Origin of the sequence: Haliea sp. E1-2-M8 (genome assembly GCF_030649675.1) — a bacterium.
In the GTDB taxonomy this organism is placed as follows: Bacteria; Pseudomonadota; Gammaproteobacteria; order Pseudomonadales; family Halieaceae; genus Haliea.
Window position 1 is genome coordinate 1 of record NZ_JAUTDR010000043.1, and the last position, 18,388, is coordinate 18,388.

Below are 18,388 nucleotides of genomic sequence, written 5' to 3' on the forward strand. Positions count from 1 at the left end.
AGCTGCGGATCATGAAATAGCCGCGAAACATTTTGCATGAATGACCGGGCAACTATGTTGACAGACACCGCTTGTATCCCGGCGGAGAGAGCATCGGATCGGCGGTGGATTTCTGACCAAGTAACTTTTTTGGCACCACACATATAGGCCGTTTTCCAGGGTTTGTTTGCCGCGGAACGGACAATCATATCCCGCACTAACTGTTCATTCATGTTATTTCCCTTTACATATTTCCGCAAATCTCCAACCCGCCGACCAAGCGACGGACCGGAGAAAAGCAGCGGTTCAGAAGGAATAGCTGATTTCAACACCATAAGTACGTGGCGGAGATATGGCCCAAATCGCATTCAAACCAGCCAGCGCGAAGTTAGTGTATTCCTCGTCAGTCAAGTTTTTTCCGAATAAGGAGAGGCGTAACGCTTCTCCCGGAAACCAATAGGAAATCGCTCCATCTACCACAGTGTAAGAATCCAACTCAATTATCGGCGTGTTTTCAACCGTGGTATGCTGACTGTCGGTATAAGTTGCCGACAAACGAGTCTCCAGTTCGCCCTCGCCCATGGTCTGATTATAAACTAGCGTTAAGTTGCCGTTGGTTTTCGGCACATTGGGTAGGTCCCAGTCAGTGTTACCACCGACAAACTTATCGTATTGGGCATCGATTAAACCGCCGGACAGGTCGACCCGGAAATTCTGACTAATAATGGCAGATAGCTCCAATTCGATACCTTGGATAGTGGCGTCGGCGGCGTTCACTTTATCCTGACGCACGCCCGAACTGGGGTCACTGATAACAATCGTGCGTTGCAAGTCAGTGAACTCATTATGGAAAACCGCTGCATTGAGCCGTACTCGCCCGCCGACAAGATCAGATTTAAAGCCCAGCTCCAAGGCGTCCACCTGTTCTTCGTCGTATGGCCCAGGGATGGACGGCCGAGTGTTACGCAGGTTATATCCGCCACTGCGGAAGCTTCGCGTCCAACTTGAATAGGCTTGCGCGGAATCAGAAATCTGCCACTTCAATGCCAAGTTGGCACTAACGAAACTCCAGCTGTCTTCATCGGCAAAGTCATAGCTACAGTTGAGCCCGACACCATCACACAAGCCAAAGCTAGCTATCTTCGCATCCTTATCCTCTGAAGTATAGCGCCCCCCGACAGTCAAGGACCAGTTGTCAGCAATGGCAATATCCGTTTGAGCGAACACAGCGTAGGAACTGTGATCCAGCACTGAACCAGCCCCCACGTTGTTATCAACTGGAGCACCCAGATTGAGTGTCCGGGACTCGATGTATTCGATATCTTGATCAAAGTAGTATAGTCCCATCGTAAGTTCGGCTGCCGCGCTTACCTGTTTGTTATATCTGACTTCCAAGCTGACTTGATCCTGCACAGTTTTCCAAGGATCGTTAGAGTGAACCTTGGGCACCGGATTGGGCTGACCGTCACCATCCAGCTCGCCTTCCACATCGGTGTCCCGCCATCCGGCGATGATTTTCAAGTCGCCACCACCCAAGCTCCAATCCACATCAGCAATCAGGTGTTTGACTTCGTATTCGGCCTTACCGTCTATATCAGTGGCCAGTTGGTGGTCATCCAGAATATCGGTCAGTGCGACGTTCTTTGAAATGACACCATCCCCCTCAAATTGATTGTATTCTCCGATTAGGGTAACGCTGAGATCACTATTGGGGTGAAAACTGACAGAAGGCCTAAAATAACGGGTCCGCCCCTCACCGCGATCAGGACCAGCAATATTGTCGAAGTAGTCGTCGTTTGTTTGGTATCCTGCCGCAATTCTTCCTAACACACTCTGCTGCTCATTCAAGGAGCCCCCTACAGCGCCGTCAACGCTGTACTTGCCAAAGTTGCCAGCCCGCCCCCGCACACTACCGCCGAAGTCGGCACTGGGCCTGCGACTATTTACCACTACAGCACCACCCGTAACATTCCTACCGAATAGAGTGCCCTGAGGACCGCGTAAAACTTCAACAGCTTCTACATCGAAAAGATTGGTCAGTGCCCCGGAGTTTACGCCCAAATAAATCCCATCTTGAATGACCCCTACCGTGGTCTCGTCAGAGGGAATACTGCCAAAGACCCCCATGCCGCGGATAAAAAAGTTGGCGGTGCCAGGCATGCTGCCAACCGGGCTTAAACTGACATTCGGGGCGATATTGCCCAAGTCTGTCAAGTCGTTGAAAAAACGCTGCTCTATCATGTCACCACTGACCGCAGTTATCGCTACCGGCACTTCCTGGAGGGCCTCAGCGTTACCTTTCTTTCGAGCACTGACGACAACCTCTTCTAACATCAATTCGGCATGAGCTGAAAGACCTACCACGCCCGAGAGGCATGGTAGCGTTAATCGAAGGACGTTAAGTTTTATCGATGAGCTTGTAAATCTAGGCATTGTTGTATCTCCATTATTTAAATTTATTGCCTGGGCTGAAAAACACCCATCAATGTTGTAGCGGCGCAATCCGCCGCTAATTCAGGCCGCCGTGGCAACAATACCCGCATCGTGCAGGCGACCGAATTCTGCAGAGCCTATGCTCAGAATGTCCATTAACACGGCTTCTGTATCAGCGCCGAGCGCCGGCGATGGCTGGGCCGGCTGCCGCCCGGTGCCAAAATTCAGTGGCACACTCGGTGACAGCACCTCGCCAACGCCCGGCTGCGCCACCCGGCTAAACAGAGGGTTGTCCAGAGAACAGGACGGATCCTCCTGAACCAACTGCATCACCGACTGATAGCGACCCCAGCAGACGCCGCACTCGTCGAAGCGCTCCGCAATCGTTGCGAAACGTCGGTCTCGAACCCAGGTGCCGACCAAAGCGGCAATCTCCTCTCGAGCTCTAAAGCGCTCCCCCTCCAGGTTTAGATCGACGCCTAGCCGCGCAGCCAAAGCATCGACCTCGATTTGAACTCCGCAGGCCCTGACCAGTGACTGCCACTGCTTCAGCGACAGACCCACTACCATTACCCGCTCGCCATCTGCGCTGGTGAAGTCTCGGCCAAAAGCGCCGAACAGATCGTTGCCACAGCCGCTGCGCTCCACACCCAGCTCCGCTTCGGCGATAAAGCCCAAGTGAGCCATCACTGCCAGGCCCACATCCTCCAGCGGTAGCTGAACGTGCTGCCCCTCGCCCTTGCGCAGGCGATGGCGTTCCGCCGCCAACAGCCCTGCCACCGCCATCTGGCCAGTGATCAAATCCCACGCGGGCAGCACATGGTTGAACACTTGCTGATAGCCCTGGCGGAGTGGGCCAGTGAGGTAGGGCAAGCCCAGGCGGGGATTGAGGGTGTAATCCACCACAGAGGCGCCGTGACGGTCGCCCTGGATCGTGAGTTGAATCAGATCGGCGCGGTGCTTAAACAGCGCTTCGTAGGCCAACCAGCCGCGGGCCGGGAAATTGGTAAGCAACATACCAGCATCGTCACCGGGGGCGGTGATCAGCGCTTGCGCCAGTTCCCGCCCCTCGGGAGTGGCAATATCAATAGCCACTGAGCGCTTGTGCTTGTTCAGCCCGGCCCAGAACAGGGATTCGTTATTCTCGGTCACTGGCCACCGTTTGAAATCGAGACCGCCCTGGGGCCGGTCGATACGAATAACCTCGGCGCCCATTTGCGCCAAGGTCATGCCGCCACAGGGCGCCGCCACAAAGGCCGACAATTCCACAACCCGCATACCTTTCAGGATGCCCTCCCCCGCGCCAAGTAAAGCACTCATACCGCATTATCCTGCAGCACGGCTTCCATCAGGCTACGGACGATCACTTTCAGGGCCAGAGTTTCCTCCGCGCCCTCAAAGATCGACAGTACCCGGGCATCAACGAAGTAGCGGCTCACCGGCATTTCCTCGGCATAGCCCATGCCACCGTGAATTTGCAGGGCTTCCCGAGTGACCAGTTCCGCAGAACGGCAGGCAAAGAGTTTCACCAGGCTCGCTTCCATACGGCCGCCACCGGTGTCAAGGACCCGCGCCACGGAGTAGACAAGGTATCGGCTGGCCGCGTAACTGGCGCCCATACGAGCCAGTTTCGATGCGGTCAGGGAGTAGTCCAGTAGCGGCCTGGCAAAGACCTTGCGTTCTCCGGCGTAGCGCAGACCGGCAAGCAGTGCCGCCCGCATCACGCCGCTGGCCCGGGCCGCGGTTTGCATGCGCCCGCCCATCATGCCCGCCATGGTGTAGTAAAAACCCTTGCCCAAGCCTGCTTCCCCGCCAATTACATTGCGGTCGGGGACAAAGTAGTCCTCAAAGGAAACGTCAAAAGAATGCATGCCGCGGTAACCGATGGTAGGAATAGCTCGGCCGACAATCCGGCCGCCACCCTCCTGGGTGTGGACGAAGTCATGGCCGTCGTAAGAGGGTTTCTCCGCCAACAGCAGACTTAAGCCGCGATAGCCCTTGCTGGTATCAGGGTCAGTTCGGGTAACCACCATCAGCACTCCGGCTTTACCGGCAAAGGTGCACCATGTCTTGGCACCGTTGAGCAGCCAGCCCTCTTCCACCTTAGTGCCGCGTAGTTTAAGGCTGGCGACATCACTACCGTAGTCGGGCTCGGTAATGGCGATACCGCACAGTGGATCTCCCTGTGCGAGACGGGGCAGCCAGTACTGTTTCTGCTCTTCTGTGCCGCCGGTCATCAAGGCACGGGACAGGATTTCGGGACGGGTGATCAGGCTGCCCGCCACAAGGGAAGCTTCGGAAAGGGCTTCAGTAACCACCACCATACCGAGATTGTCGTCCCGTTCATCCGGGGCGCTACCGCCATACTGCTCGGGAATGGACAGGCCGAAAACTCCCATCTCTCGCAGGGGCTGCAGCAGCGTGTCTTCCGGTACCGTTAAATCCTGACGGTGAATCTCCTCAGCCAGAGGAGCCACCTGCTCGGCGGCGAAGCGACAGAACAGGTCTTGCACCATGCCCAGGTCTTCGTTCAGGCTGATGTGGGCGATGCGTTGGGGATGTTCCGCCATCACTCTGGCGGTGTCATGCAAAAAGCCATCACCCAGCACCTGCTTGCGCAGACGCCGAGCCAGGGCATCCCCGTGAATGGCCACCAGCGCCTCAGCGGCGCCGCCGTCGGTATCCAGGTCAATGACCTCCAGGCGGTCTCGCAGCAAGGTCAACGCCTCTGCGATAAACACCAGGGTGAGGCGGATTTCCAGTTCATCCCGGCTGTCCTTCAGCACAATCGCGGCCTGCTCAGCGGCCAGCAGCTCGGCGTGGGCCCAGGCCAGTTCAAAACTGGCGACCTGGCGGCGATCCAGCGCGGCGCCGTCCAACTTGCCATCGACGACGCACTGGCGGGCTAGGGCGTCGGTGGCGATTTCCAGCTGCTCACGCAGGCGCGTGAACAGGGCCTGAATCTCGCTTGCATTAAATGTGTCCTGTAGTGCTGTCATGGTTTACTCGCTGACTGTTGGCAGACTCGCCGCTCGACAAAGGACTTCCTGGGCCCGCCGGATGACCGGGGGGTCAACCATTTTGCCGTTATGTGCAAAGGCGCCGCGGCTTTCCCTCTCCGCCTCTGCCACGGCGGTCATCAACGCCTTGGCAGCGGCGATCTCCGCGGCGCTGGGGCTGAATCCGGTGTTGAGCATCGCGGCCTGTTTGGGGTGAATACAGAATGCGCCTACAAAACCCATTTCCGCCGCCCGTTTCACGCTGGCGGCAAAGGCCTCCTCATCGCTGTACTCGGCAATGGAAGACGGGAAGCCAAAAGGCAGGATGTTGGCCCGGCGGCAGGCAAACACCACCATCTGATTGGGTTGGTAGAGGGCTTCCGGGGTGGGCTGCATACCCGCCGAGGCTGAAAAGTCCTCCGAGCCCAAGCTCATCCCCAACATGCGGACCGAGGATTGGGCAATGGCATCGATCACCGGCAGCGCCTGTACATCCTCTATCTGGGCGATCAACTGAGTACTACCGGACCCGACGCCCGCCTCTGCCTCAATGGCGTCCAGCCGGGTGGCTATGCGGTGCAAAATCCCGGCATCTTTGACCTTGGGGATGACCAAGGCAGCAACACCGGGGCGCACCGCACTCGCCAGATCCGCCTCCAGCAGGGGGGCAGCGGCGGCCTGCTCGCTGTCGTTGTTAATCCGCACCAGTACACCGAGCACTCCGTTTGACGCCTCATTTATGGCGCGCGCGGCGGACTCGATCCGCTGGCGCGCTTCGGCCTTCATCTCCAGGGGAACGCTGTCTTCCAGATCGAGAATGCAGGCATCGGCGCCCCGGGTATGGGCCTTGGCAACAAATTTTTCCACATGTGCCGGTACAAACAGCATGGAACGCCACACGGGCCTAGACGCAGTGCTCATTGTTGTGCCCCCATCACGGCAGTGGCGTGCATGCCGATAAAGCCCTCGTGGTCGACAGACCACAGGCTCACCGTGCCACCCTCGCGCTTGCCACAGAGTTGCACCGGATGACCGTCGAAGGTCGGGCGCTCGGCGCGGAAAACGAAGTCGCGAATCCACTCTCCGGGAAACTGCCTGACAAGGGTCTCGGACAGCAGTGTGGCCAGAAGGGGTCCATGCACCACCAGACCGGGGTAAAACTCACTGTGCATGGCGTAGTCGCGATCGTAGTGAATGCGGTGAGCGTTGTAAGTCAGTGCCGAAAACCGAAACAGCAACACCGGGTCGGGTTGCAGCGTCTCGCTCCACTCGGCATCAGTTGGGGCGGCCTTCCCCACTGGTAGCCGAGCCAACGCGGTGGGCATATCTCGGTAAATAATGTTTTGCTCCTCTTTGATGCAGAACTGTCCACCCTGGTTGATATCGTGGCGCACTTTGACGAACAGCAGGGTGCCGCTCTTGCCGTCTTTTAAATCCACTAGCTCCACCCGGGAGGTCTTCTCTGCGGGCTCGCCCAAAATCACCGGCCGCTGGTGATGCACCCTGCCGGCGCCCCACATGCGCCGTGGCAGCGGCGAGGGCGGAAGAAAGCCGCCAGTGGCCGGGTGGCCATCGACGCCGGTGCCTACACTGCTGGGCGTATCCAGAAAGTAGAGCCACTGCCAGCCATTGGGTAGCTCGCTGCCCGCCTCTGGCAAATGTTCGTGGTTCAAGGCGGCGGCAAGAGCCCGGGCCTTGAAGGGACTCATATCATCGAAGGCCTGCTGGGTCTTGCCTTCCCAGCCCTTCAGGTAATCGATGTCTATGCGGCTCATACCCGACTGGCCTCTTCCACCAGAAGGGACTGTCCCAATCTAACCCGGCGACTCAGCCATAAACTGGGCCGGTAGCGCATGTCGCCGGTCTGGATCTGCATGGCCTCCAGAATGGCCAGCACCCGCTCACCGCCGATCTGCTCGCCAAGGCTCAGGGGGCCAGCGGGATAGCCGAGGCCCAAGCGTACCGCATCCTCCAGATCCGACACCGTGGCGATACCGCGCTGGACGATATTGGCGGCGATATTTACGACGGTGGCCAGAATGCGTTGACAGACAAAGCCGGGGCTGTCGTTGATGACGGTGACGGCGGCGCCCTGAGCCAGCAGGGCATGGGCCGCCTCCCGGGCAGCTGCGGTGGTGATGGGGCTGATCATCAGGGTGCGGTGTTTGCCCAGACCGGGCAGCGGGTCCACTGCCACGCAGCGGCTGGCATCCAGGTCCCGTTCGCTGCAGTAGCTGCTCACGTCCCAGCCCCAGGGCTGAATCAGCAGTAGATCGGCCTCATCTGGGTTGTTGGTCGGGCAGGCGCCGCCCTCCCTCACCAGCCCCAGCAGGGCGTCGGCTTGCTCGGCGGCCGAGTCCACCCACACGGCGATGGCGCCGGGCAGATCGGGCACCGCAAGCGGAGCGGCATCCTGACGCTGGTTGTTGTCATAGCGGTACCAACCCTCGCCACTCTTGCGGCCAAAAAGGCCCGCGGCAATGCGCGGTGCTACCAGGGGTGACGGCCGGAATCGGGACTCCTGTTGAAACTGTTCGTAGATGGATTCCATCACCTTGCCCGACACATCCAGGCCGGTTAGGTCCAGCAGTTCGAAGGGCCCCATCTTGAAGCCCGCCGCCTCGCGCATCAGGGTATCCACATCCTGCACCGAGGCGCACTGGTCCTCAATAATGCGCAGGCCCTCTGTATATAGACCGCGCCCGGCATGGTTGACTAGAAAGCCCGGCTGATCTGCCGCCACCACCCCGCGATGGCCACAGGATTCGATCAGCGCTTTCAAGGCAACGATGTTTTCCGGGCCGCTACGCAACGCGGGGATGATTTCCGCTACCTTCATCAACGGTACCGGGTTGAAGAAATGTAGCCCTGCCACCCGCTCTGGATGGGCACAGGCGGCGGCGATTTCCGCCACCGTCAGCGAGGAGGTATTGCTTGCCAGAATGCAGGTGGGGGACACCACCGCCTCCAGCTCTCTGAAGACCGCCTGCTTGGCGTCCATGGTTTCTACAATAGCCTCCACCACCAGATCGCAGTCAGCAAGGTCTTCGAGGCTGCTGCAGGCGTGAATGCGGGCCATCGTGGCGTTGGCAACTTCCCGGCTGCCACCCCTCTCAACCGCGCGCTCTAGCAGGCCGGCGATAAAATCCATAGCCTTCACCACGGCGCCGTCGAAGCTGTCAAAGCAGCGCACCTGGTAACCGGACTGGGCAAACAGCTGAATGATGCCGCGCCCCATGGTGCCGACACCCAATACACCAATACTTCTGATCTCTGTCATTGTTAAACCTCTACCTCTACCTCTGCACCGGGCTTATCTGCCCGTGAATACGGCTTGGCGTTTTTCCAGAAAGGCGGACATGCCCTCGCATTTATCCTCGGAGTCAAACAGCAGCAGAAACTCGCGGTTCTCGATGGTCAGCGCCGCCTCCAGCGGCAGGTCCGCACCCTGCTTCAACACCCGCTTGATGGCGGCGATGGCCCTGGGGGGCATATTGCTCGCGGCTTTGGCCAGCTGCTGAGCCCTGCTGAGGGTCTGGTCGGGCTCGGCCAGGTCACTGATCAGCCCCAACTGGTAGGCACGCGCGCCGGTGATGGCTTCTCCGCTCATCAACACCATACTGGCTGTGGCCTTGCCGAGGGCGCGAATTAGGCGCTGGGTTCCGCCGGCGCCGGGCATAATGCCCACCCGGACCTCGGGCTGGCCGAAGCGGGCCGATTCATCGGCGACGATAATGTCGCACATCATCGCCAGCTCGCAGCCCGCGCCCAGGGCGAAGCCACTGACGGCGGCCACCACCGGCTTGCTGCAGTTGGCCACTGGAGCCCAGTACTGGCCTAGGTCAATGTCGGCCATCTGCTGGGAGCCCTTGTCCACCAGCAGATTCAAGTCTGCGCCTGCGGCAAAGACCTCGCTGCCACCGGTGATGACGATCGCGCGCACCTGCTCGTCCCGCGCCAGTTCCCGGAAAGCATCGGCGATGGCGCCGCGTAGGCCCAGGTCCAGGGCATTGCGCTTTTCCGGCCGGTTCAGGGTTACGGTGGCGACCGCGTCCTCACGGCTGATGAGGACTAGCTCAGTCACGTCCGCCCCCCCCGAAGTGGGGATCGCGCTTTCCATTAAAAGCGGCAAAGCCTTCCTCGAAGTCCGGTCCCAGCAGCAATTGCGCCTGGTCGTCCTCCTCCCGCTGCCACTCTTGCTCCAGGGTGCCGGAGGGATGCATCAGGCGCTGCTTGAGGTGATAGAAGGCCACCCCCGGCAGTTGCGCCATGGCTTCAGCTTGCCTGAGCGCCGCCGCCATAACGTTGCCCTCGCCGGCATCGCTATCGGCTAGGCCAATGCGCAGGGCTTCTCGGGCCTGGATACTCTGGCCGTTGGTCATGATGCGCCGGGCGGTGGCCACCCCCACCCGGGCGGGCAGGCTGCGCAGGGTACCCCAATCCGGCACCAGGCCCAGACGCATAAAGGGAAATAGAATCCTGGTGCTCTTGCCCACCAGAATGTGATCGCCCAGCAGGGCGAGCCCCACCGCAGCGCCGGCGCAAAAACCTTCCACCGCCGATACCACCGGCACTCGGGCGTCGGCCACCAATCGGCACAGACGGTGGATATGTTGCATGCGCGCGCGGGCGCCGGCCTCATCCAGGCCGGCCATGCTGGGCACGTCGCCACCTGCGGAAAACACCCCGTCCACGCCGCCCAACACCAGCGCGCGCACGGTGTTATCACCCTGCAGGGCCAGCAGAGCCTCGGTCATCTCCTGGCGCACTGCATAGTCGATGGCATTGCGCTTGTCCGGTCGATTGATCAGCAGCCGCCGGACATGGGGCGAAGGGTTGTCTACCAGTACGACGCTCATCCCACTACTCTCCCAGTCGACCGACGATGGACACGCTGCAAATGTTCTGGTTAGGCTGTCCGCCTAGGTTGTGGATCAGCCCGCTGCGCACGTTGCCCAGCTGGCGCTCGCCAGCGCGGCCCTGCAATTGCAGGTACATTTCGTAGAGCATGCGAATGCCGCTGGCTCCCACCGGGTGGCCAAAGCACTTCAGGCCACCGTCGATCTGACAGGGAATGGCGCCGTCAGCGTTGAACTTGCCTTCCAGCACATCTCGCCAAGCATTGCCCTCGTCCGACAGGCCCAGGTCTTCCATGGTGACCATCTCGGTAACCGAGAAGCAGTCGTGGACTTCGGTCATGCTGATCTCTTCCCGGGGCTTGCTGATGCCCGCTTCCTCGTAGGCCTTTCTTGAGGCGATGCGGGCGGTGTGAAAGTAGCTGCCGTCCCACTCATTGCTCGACATTTCCCATCCATTGGAGACGGCGACTTGTAGGGCCTTAAAGCTGACCAGGTCGGTCTTGCCCAGCTCTCGGGCAATCTCCGGGCGACTGACAATCACCGCGGCGGCGCCGTCGGACACCCCACAGCAGTCAAACAGTCCCAGGGGTTCGGCAATGGTTGGTGCCTTCAGGCACTGCTCGATGGTAATTTCCTTGCGCAGGTGGGCCCTGGAGTTTTTCGCGCCGTTGGCGTGGCTCTTCACCGAGACCTGCGAAATCGCCTCCTTGAGCGTAGCCTTGTCAATGCCGTGCTTCACCCGGTAGGCCGCGGCCAACTGGGCAAAGTTGGCCGGTGCTACCGCTGCTGGATACCACTGGGGAATATAGGTGCCCACTGTCGCCACTGGCAGGCCGCCGTAGCCGGTGTCTTTGAGTTTTTCCACACCGAGGGCCAGTGCGATATCACAGGCGCCCGAGGCCACCGCATACACCGCCGCGCGCACCGCTTCGGAACCGCCGGCGCAGAAGTTTTCCACCCGGGTCACGCCGATATTGGGCAGACGTAGGGCAATGCTCATGGGAATGCCACCGCGGCCGGTGCCCACATCTTCCATATGGGTGGAGAACCAGGTGGCATCCAGCTGCACGCGGGTGATACCGGCATCCTGCATCGCCTCGTTGTAGGCCTCCACCATCAGGTCTTCCGGGCTTGCGTCCCAGCGCTCACCAAACCGGGAGCAACCCATGCCGAGGATGGCGACCTTGTCTTTAATTCCCTGGGCCATTGTCTAACCTCTCTCAATCCTGCCGGGCGCGGGGTAGGTAGTGGGCTTGGCTTTCCAGAAGTAGCGTTTGTAGCCCCTCAGCTCATCCACGTCCTTGATCCGAAAAACCATCTCAACCTCGCCGCCGCTTTCGATATCGCCGGGGCGGACATCGGTAAACTCCATTAACAGGCGGCCGCCACCCTCAAAGTCCACCTGACCGTATTGATGGGGCGGCGCCATATAGGACGACAGGTATTCCGCCGACCAGCTCAGGATGCGGCCCTTCCTGTCGGCCAGGGGATAGGGCTCCTGGGTATCCTGGGCGGGCTTGCCGGGGGTGTAGCTAATCCGCGAGGGCGGGAAATGCACATTGCCACTCTCGGTGCAGCGCCCGGCGACAAAGCCCAGCAGGGAGTCGTGGTGGCGCCAGGAGGTGCTCAGCGCAGTTTTCTTGTCCTGCTCGCCGCGCATGCCCCGCTCCAGTTTGAGCTGACCCTTGTAGGCTAGGTAGCGTGTGTAGTTATTTTCCTCCCAGCCTGCGGCCAGTTGCTCAGCCAGGGTTTTGACCGGTTTGAATCCATCGATCTGCTCGGTCACCCGCAACAGGGCACAGGACACCCCGCTGCCGAACTGGCAGACCAGAATGGTCTGGCCCGCCTGGGCCCGTTCCAGCACTGCATTTAGCATCAGCAGGGCGTGGGCGCTACCGGTGTCCCCCACCTGGGCGGCGAAATTGTCCACCACTGCGGCCTCGGCAATGCCGCACTTTTGGGCGAGCTGGGCGTCGGCACCTTTAAACACGGTGGGAAAAATAAAGTGGTCGATGGACGCCGGCGCCAAGCCGGCGTTGTCCAGGGCCTGGCTCACCGCCCGGGTACCGAGCTTGCCGATGCCCTCGTCCCGGACCCAGCGCTCTTCCCAGTAGTAGTCGATGTCCTCGCCCTGGAGGCGGAAGCGATCGACAAAGTCCGCGGTCAGCACACTGGTGGACAGCACCTCTGCCAATACCTTGTCGCTGCCCAAGGTTACAGCGGCGGAGCCGTCACCGTAGTCCAGCTCCGCTGGGCTGGCGGCCCGTGTGCGGCGGTTGCTGGCCGCCACCAGGATGCTGGCCTCAGCGGCCCGGGCGGCGTTGACTAATTGGCTAATGGCGGACACCGCTGCGCTTTGGGCGCCGCAGAGGTCGTTGGCGTACACCGCCTGGGGCAGGCGCAGCGCGCCGGCCACCACCCCAGCATTGAGGCGTTCGGCAAAGGGCAGGCTGTCAGACACAAGTTGCAGGCGGGCAATGCCGTTGCGATCCACGCTCTCCGGCAGAGCATTGCGGCAGGCCGCCACTGCCAGGGTAACGGCGTCCTCGTCCCAGTTGCTCATGCTGCGCTGACCTTTGCCCTTGCGCTGCAACTGGGGCGCAAACCACGCATTGGCTTCCACCACCTCCTTGCGGTTCAGTCGCAGTCGGGGCAGGTAGGCCCCGAATCCGGTAATTCCGATAGTCACGTTGTTCACTCCTCAGGGGGCCGCGCTTACGCCGGACCACGTCCCCAGTGTGTCTGCAAAAACTCACCAATCTCCGCAATGGCCTGCCTGGCTTCGGGCAGGTCATTGCCAAACTGCTGAAATACATGAATCATGTGGTCCCAGACCGACAGTTGCACTTGGCCACCGCTTTCGCGCAGCTTGTCGGCGAAAGCCCGGGAATCGTCCAACCCCACCTCGCATTCCCCCACCTGCAAGAGGATCGGGGGCAGGCGGTGAAGCTTCCCGAAAAGGGGCGAAGCACTGGCCTGCCTGGGATCAACGCCCTCCCCCAAGTACTGCTGGGCAATGGCCTGGAGCATGGATTTCTGGTGGATGGGGTCGGACTGGGACCTGGACTCGTAGCTGTCGCCGCTCAGGCTCATATCCAACCAAGCGGACAACAGCACAGTTGCGCAGGGCAGTGGAAGATGTTCAGACCGTATTGCAAGCAGTAACGAGGCGGCCAAACCACCCCCGGCAGAATCTCCCACCAGCGCGACTTCAGCAGCATCAAAGCCGTGCTCCAACAGAGTGCGGTACACCGCCAGACCATCTTCAAGGGGGGCGGGAAAGCAGTGCTCGGGGGTGAGACGGTAGTTGACCCCCAGCACCCGGCAATTGGCGGCAGCCGAAATTCTCACCATCAACTCGTGGTGCGAAACCACTGAACCCATTTTGTAACCGCCGCCATGAAAATAGACGCACACGCGGTCGCGGTTCGCGCCGGGCGCGTCGATCCAACGCACCGCAACGCCGCCCAGAGTAGTGTCCTCGTAGTCACAGGGCTGGCTGTCGTTCCAGAACAGTTCATCCCAGTCCCGGCGCATTTGCTCGACAGAGGTGTCCCGGCGCCACTGGCTGTAGACCTGGCGCACCCGATGTACCACCTCGCCGACACGGGCTTGGATGCTTGCCACGCTTTCAGTCATCAGCAGCCCATTCCGCCGGACACGCCAATGGCTTCGCCGGTAATAAAACCTGCATCATCCGCGGCAAGGTAAGCCACGGCAGAGGCGACCTCGTCCGGGCGCCCCAGGCGTCCCACCAAAGTCGACCGTTTCATCGCCTTAAGCAGCTCTTCTCCACCTTGCGCTACGGCGGAGCGAAGCAAAGGTGTATCCACCGGGCCCGGCGCAATCACGTTGGCAGTGATGCCGAAGCGGCCATTTTCCCGGGCCAGGGACTTGGTGAAGGCAATCACCCCACCCTTGGCCGCAGCGTACACGGAACCGCCCCTGGAGCCCTGGCGACCCGCCTCCGAGCCAATGTTGATGATGCGGCCAAAACCCCGTTCCTGCATCGATGGCAGGGCCGCATGGCAGGTGGCCAGAACCGCCTTCAAATTGACATCGATCAGGTAGTCCCACTCGTCGGGGGCGGTCTTGGTGAAGAAAGCGTGCTGGTCCATACCCGCATTGTTCACCAGAATATCGAAGGGCCCGTTGTCACTGACCACCCGGTGGCAGGCCGGGAGATCCGACACGTCCAGCTGCACGGTCCTGGCGCCGGTACGCGCCACCACCTCCGCTACTGGCTCCATGTCCCGAGCGGAAAAAATTACCTCGCAGCCCTCTGCCACCAGGCGCTCGACAATGGCGAGGCCAATGCCCTTGGCGCCGCCGGTAACGAAGGCGCGACGGCCATTCAGTCTGTCGGCCGCCATGATCATTTACCCCTAAACTCGGGCTTGCGACGCTCAATCACCGCCCTCAGACCTTCCAACACGTCCTCGCTCTTGCACAGCTCCGCCACCGTACGGGACTCCTCTGGCATGGCGGCGTCAATGCCCAAACCCACACCGGCCCAAAGCAGGCGTTTGGTGGCGGCCAGCGCCAGGGGCGCACCCTTGGCCATTTCTTTGGCATAGTCCATGGCGTCTTCCAACAGGCTTTCGTCGTCGACGATGCGGCTGATCAGGCCCAGCTCCAAGGCTTCCTGCGCATCGACCGTCGGGTTCATCAGCAGCATTTCCGCTGCCTTGCGCGGTCCGACCAGGCGCGGCAGCGTCACCGACAGGCCTGCATCCGGAGCCATCGCCACCCGGGTCGCGCCGCCAAGGTATTTGCTGGAGCGGGCAGCGATCACCACGTCCGCTGCGCACACCAGACCCATTCCGCCACCGCCGGCGGCAAAGCCTTGTACTGCGGCAATCACCGGCGCATCCAGGTGAACCATAGCGTTGATGGCCACCTGCAGATGCAGGGTCGCCTGGCGGATGTACGCCGACAGGCCCTCGCCCTTGGACGTGAAGGTTTTGACATCACCGCCGGCGCAGAAATTGGCGCCAGCGCCGGTGAGCAGTACAACCCGCACCCGGCGGTCGCCGTGGCAGACCATCAACGCCCGGTAGAGTGCCTCAAGGGTGGGAATGTCCAGGCCATTTGCCGATTCGGGGCGGTTCAGCTGCAGGTGGGCGATCCCGTCCTGCAGGGAAAGCAGTGCTGCGCCCTCGCCGATCAATACCTCTGCGTCGCTCATCGCGAACTCCTTAAACCAAGAAGGACATGGTGTAGATAGGCTTGTCGTTGTTCACCAACACTACCTTCTTGCAGGCCATACGCAGGCCGTCGCCATTGCGCCGCAACAAAAACTCATTGCGGGTGGCCCAGACGGTCTCGCCGCGGAGGTTGGACTCGTAAATCATCGCATTGCTGGCCACACGGATTTCCTTGCCGTCATCGTCGATAATTTCCACGTTGGACACGACCCGCCCCAAGCTGGAGCGAGGCATCTGGGTATGGCGCTGACCGGTGTGAAACTGCTTGATGCGCAGGCCAATCCGGGAGCGGTTATCGTAGATGATGGACATCTTCTGCTCGGGGTCGATATCAGCGCCGTTGGCGGGAATCCAGTAGATGGCATCATCGGTCCACAGTGCCTCCCAATCGTCATAGGCATGAGTGTCCTGCAGGCGAGCCTCGCGGTAGAGGAATTGCTCAACTTCGGCCAACAGGGCCAGGTCAACGTGAATAGTCATCAGGCCTCCATCAGCTCACGGTAGTGGCGCCAAATACCACGGGTAGTCACTTCGTCGGTATTGTCGGCTACTAGGTAGCCTTCCTCGTCGCGGCGCTCACGGTGAATACCGCGCCCCAGGTAGTTCCACTCGGGGTTTTTGGCTGCCACGCCGCGCTGAGTGCGCTCGTACATTTCCGAGTCATCAGCCAAAAGGAAGCCAGCCGGGCCCACCGAACCCATGGTCTGCTGGCGTAGCCGGCTGTTCAGATCCGGTGCACCCTTGAACTGCAGGGCGGTGACATGTTGCACAGTTTCGTTCACTGACAATGGTTGAATCACAAAAATCTGGATTTCAGCAATGAACAGGTTGGGAAAGATCATCACGTGTGGAGTGCCGTCGATCATGATCTGACGGGCTTTCTCATCACCGTAAGCTTCCACCATTTTGGCCACGTAGTCGGGAACGCGGTCCTCTGTGGTACCAAACCAGTTCAGTAGCTTGCCGATGCGGCGGAACTCTGGACGCAGATCGTTCTCGGTGTGGCCGTCGCCCAAGTCCCTGGCTAAAGCGGTGGATTCGCTTCCGTAGAGATCGCCGATGCCGCTCTGGGCAACGCTGAAAATCGAGTCGTGTACAAACTGTGGGTGGTAACCGTCAGTTTCATTTTCCACCAGAAATTTCCAGTTGGCCTTGGCCTTGTGCTGAAGGAAGCCGGCGGTAATTTCTACCTCGCCCTCGGGGGAGGTCATCACCAGACGATCAATGGCGTCCCGACCGCCTCGGCCCAGATGTTCCTCCAGGCTCGGTCCGTCTGCGGCGAAGCTGCCAAACACAAAGCCCTTGTACTCGGCCATCCGGGTAACCCGGCCCAGACCCAATTCGCTACGGTCCGCGGTTTCATAACCATCGGGATAGGGATAGCCTCGCAGCTTACCTGTATTGGCAAAGGACCAGCGGTGATAGGGGCAGGTGAAGATACCACGATTGCCTTTGGCTTCGGTGCAGACCTGGTTCCCGCGGTGGGGGCAGCGGTTCTGAAGCAGATGGATCTGCCCGTCCCGGTCCCGGGTCATAATGACTTCCTGTGGGCCAATGGACTTCATGATAAAGTCATTGGGGATGGGCACCTCACTGGTGTGCCCCACATAAACCCAACCTTTGTACCAAATATTCTCCAACTCCAAGCGAAATATCTCTTCGTCCGTGTAGAGCGAGCCGTGGATGCGATCTTCCTTCACCAAATAGGCGAAATTCGGTACCGATGTTGCAAGTGCTCTGTGCGTAATCATCACCGTTCTCTCGTTTAAACTGGCTGGCGCTGGCGCCAGCCAGCTGTGAAGCACCGGGGGGGGTGGAGCGGCTATGCTCCAGCCCGAGGTAATAGAGTGCAAGGTTACATAGGCTTCGGCTAAACCGGTTCGTCGCTTCCGACGAATCCAAGCCTTTACTCTTAGATCAGCTCGTAACCCTCTTTGGTGACACCGTACTCGGGACACAACCAGATGATGGCAATATCCTCGAACCACGTATCCGGCGACACGCCGTTTTCGAGTCGCATTCACACTCGTGATAGATGTGTAAAAAAAACGACATTGATAGCCGCGCATTGGATCCCACTTTTCAAATTATGATTTCGGGCCGGACTTGTGCTTGGCCCAAATAAATCTTGAGCCGAATAGCGAAATCATGCTGCACGATCAGGCCGTGGCAGCGCAGCTCCTGCTCCAAGAGCTTGAGCACACGCTCGTTGTTGTAAAAGACTTCATCTGATAAAGGTGATCAATAGGATGGTAGTTCTGGGATTGCAGCATCGCATACATCAGCCACTTAAACCCATGCGCACGATGATGACGCGGGTGTAATTATCTTATTGGAGAACGTCGAGAAGTACGTGGGGTGGCCAGAAGAAGCTGAAACCATGCAAGAGCAGGATCAGTGGGAATGGCACAAACCACATCTCGATCACGTCCAAGCCGTAGCCGAAGTAGGTCAGCGCCACGATCACCGCCGCCACCAACACCAGTCGGCGCAGACGGACATTCAGAAAGGGCTTGCTGATGCTGTCGCCGTGGCGCAGGGTATGGACAAAATAGTAGTCTTCATGGTCACCCACCTAAAGGCAGCGCCCATCAGGCGCCCTCGAAGGTGCAGTCCGGATGTCTCTCGCCACTGGCAAACCGGTGGTGCAGAATATGCGGCCAGCGGAACGTACACAGATCCACATAGGGCAGTACCGTATTCGACCCAATCTACCCAACCCGGTCATTGAGTTGCACTTACGAGTTGAATCCGGGCACTGAAAGAGGCGTTAGACAGGCATAAAACAACGTCATGATGAGATTAGGGGGGGGGGTAGTTCGGGGCGTCAATTAAACACTTGGGCTCTTCCCCAATCATGGTGGGTAATCATTGACGGATTCCGGCCGGATACAGCTGAAGGCCGCCAAGG

The 18,388-nt window shown here is 59.9% G+C and carries 17 protein-coding genes; all 17 read right to left on the minus strand.

The features are described 5' to 3' along the window. A partial coding sequence (locus tag Q6D67_RS20610) for a hypothetical protein (RefSeq protein WP_304707634.1) occupies window positions 1-212 on the minus strand: 212 nt, incomplete at its 3' end. Window positions 213-285: 73 nt separating this feature from the next. Beyond that, complete coding sequence (locus Q6D67_RS20615) at window positions 286-2,412, minus strand: TonB-dependent receptor (protein ID WP_304707636.1); 2,127 nt, start codon at window positions 2,410-2,412, stop codon at window positions 286-288. An 81-nt stretch (window positions 2,413-2,493) separates the two neighbouring features. Then, window positions 2,494-3,732, minus strand: a complete 1,239-nt coding sequence (locus tag Q6D67_RS20620; protein WP_304707637.1) for a CoA transferase — start codon at window positions 3,730-3,732, stop codon at window positions 2,494-2,496. Beyond that, complete coding sequence (locus Q6D67_RS20625; RefSeq protein ID WP_304707639.1) at window positions 3,729-5,411, minus strand: acyl-CoA dehydrogenase family protein; 1,683 nt, start codon at window positions 5,409-5,411, stop codon at window positions 3,729-3,731. Before Q6D67_RS20625 ends, Q6D67_RS20620 begins: the two co-directional genes overlap by 4 nt. Window positions 5,412-5,414: 3 nt before the next feature. Next, window positions 5,415-6,332 carry a CoA ester lyase gene (locus Q6D67_RS20630; RefSeq protein ID WP_304707641.1) on the minus strand — a complete coding sequence of 306 codons (918 nt, stop codon included), beginning with the start codon at window positions 6,330-6,332 and terminating at the stop codon, window positions 5,415-5,417. Further along, entirely contained in the window at window positions 6,329-7,186 is an 858-nt protein-coding gene (locus Q6D67_RS20635; protein WP_304707643.1) for an acyl-CoA dehydrogenase, read from the minus strand. Before Q6D67_RS20635 ends, Q6D67_RS20630 begins: the two co-directional genes overlap by 4 nt. Further along, the gene (locus Q6D67_RS20640; RefSeq protein ID WP_304707645.1) at window positions 7,183-8,691 is read right to left on the minus strand and encodes a 3-hydroxyacyl-CoA dehydrogenase; all 1,509 of its coding nucleotides are present in this window, start codon (window positions 8,689-8,691) and stop codon (window positions 7,183-7,185) included. Before Q6D67_RS20640 ends, Q6D67_RS20635 begins: the two co-directional genes overlap by 4 nt. Window positions 8,692-8,724: 33 nt before the next feature. Then, window positions 8,725-9,495 carry an enoyl-CoA hydratase-related protein gene (locus Q6D67_RS20645; RefSeq protein ID WP_304707647.1) on the minus strand — a complete coding sequence of 257 codons (771 nt, stop codon included), beginning with the start codon at window positions 9,493-9,495 and terminating at the stop codon, window positions 8,725-8,727. Then, a complete protein-coding gene (locus tag Q6D67_RS20650) occupies window positions 9,488-10,270 on the minus strand; it encodes an enoyl-CoA hydratase/isomerase family protein (protein ID WP_304707648.1) in 783 nt (260 codons plus the stop codon). The genes Q6D67_RS20645 and Q6D67_RS20650 overlap by 8 nt, the downstream gene beginning before the upstream one ends. Window positions 10,271-10,274: 4 nt before the next feature. Further along, window positions 10,275-11,477, minus strand: coding sequence for an acetyl-CoA acetyltransferase (locus tag Q6D67_RS20655; RefSeq protein WP_304707649.1), 1,203 nt, complete (start codon window positions 11,475-11,477; stop codon window positions 10,275-10,277). 3 nt (window positions 11,478-11,480) lie between these two features. After that, on the minus strand, window positions 11,481-12,959 hold the full coding sequence (locus Q6D67_RS20660; RefSeq protein WP_304707650.1) for a 3-oxoacyl-[acyl-carrier-protein] synthase III C-terminal domain-containing protein: 1,479 nt from the start codon (window positions 12,957-12,959) through the stop codon (window positions 11,481-11,483). Window positions 12,960-12,985: 26 nt separating this feature from the next. Beyond that, a complete protein-coding gene (locus Q6D67_RS20665; protein WP_304707651.1) occupies window positions 12,986-13,909 on the minus strand; it encodes an alpha/beta hydrolase in 924 nt (307 codons plus the stop codon). Further along, on the minus strand, window positions 13,909-14,643 hold the full coding sequence (locus tag Q6D67_RS20670) for an SDR family NAD(P)-dependent oxidoreductase (RefSeq protein WP_304707653.1): 735 nt from the start codon (window positions 14,641-14,643) through the stop codon (window positions 13,909-13,911). The genes Q6D67_RS20665 and Q6D67_RS20670 overlap by 1 nt, the downstream gene beginning before the upstream one ends. A 2-nt stretch (window positions 14,644-14,645) precedes the next feature. Then, the gene (locus Q6D67_RS20675; RefSeq protein ID WP_304707655.1) at window positions 14,646-15,458 is read right to left on the minus strand and encodes an enoyl-CoA hydratase/isomerase family protein; all 813 of its coding nucleotides are present in this window, start codon (window positions 15,456-15,458) and stop codon (window positions 14,646-14,648) included. 10 nt (window positions 15,459-15,468) lie between these two features. Beyond that, window positions 15,469-15,957, minus strand: a complete 489-nt coding sequence (locus tag Q6D67_RS20680; protein ID WP_304707657.1) for an aromatic-ring-hydroxylating dioxygenase subunit beta — start codon at window positions 15,955-15,957, stop codon at window positions 15,469-15,471. Further along, window positions 15,957-17,228: an aromatic ring-hydroxylating dioxygenase subunit alpha gene (locus tag Q6D67_RS20685; RefSeq protein ID WP_304707661.1), complete on the minus strand. Its 1,272-nt coding sequence runs from the start codon at window positions 17,226-17,228 to the stop codon at window positions 15,957-15,959. The genes Q6D67_RS20680 and Q6D67_RS20685 overlap by 1 nt, the downstream gene beginning before the upstream one ends. Before the next feature lie 578 nt (window positions 17,229-17,806). Continuing rightward, entirely contained in the window at window positions 17,807-18,052 is a 246-nt protein-coding gene (locus Q6D67_RS20695; protein ID WP_304707659.1) for a hypothetical protein, read from the minus strand. Window positions 18,053-18,388: the final 336 nt, after the last annotated feature.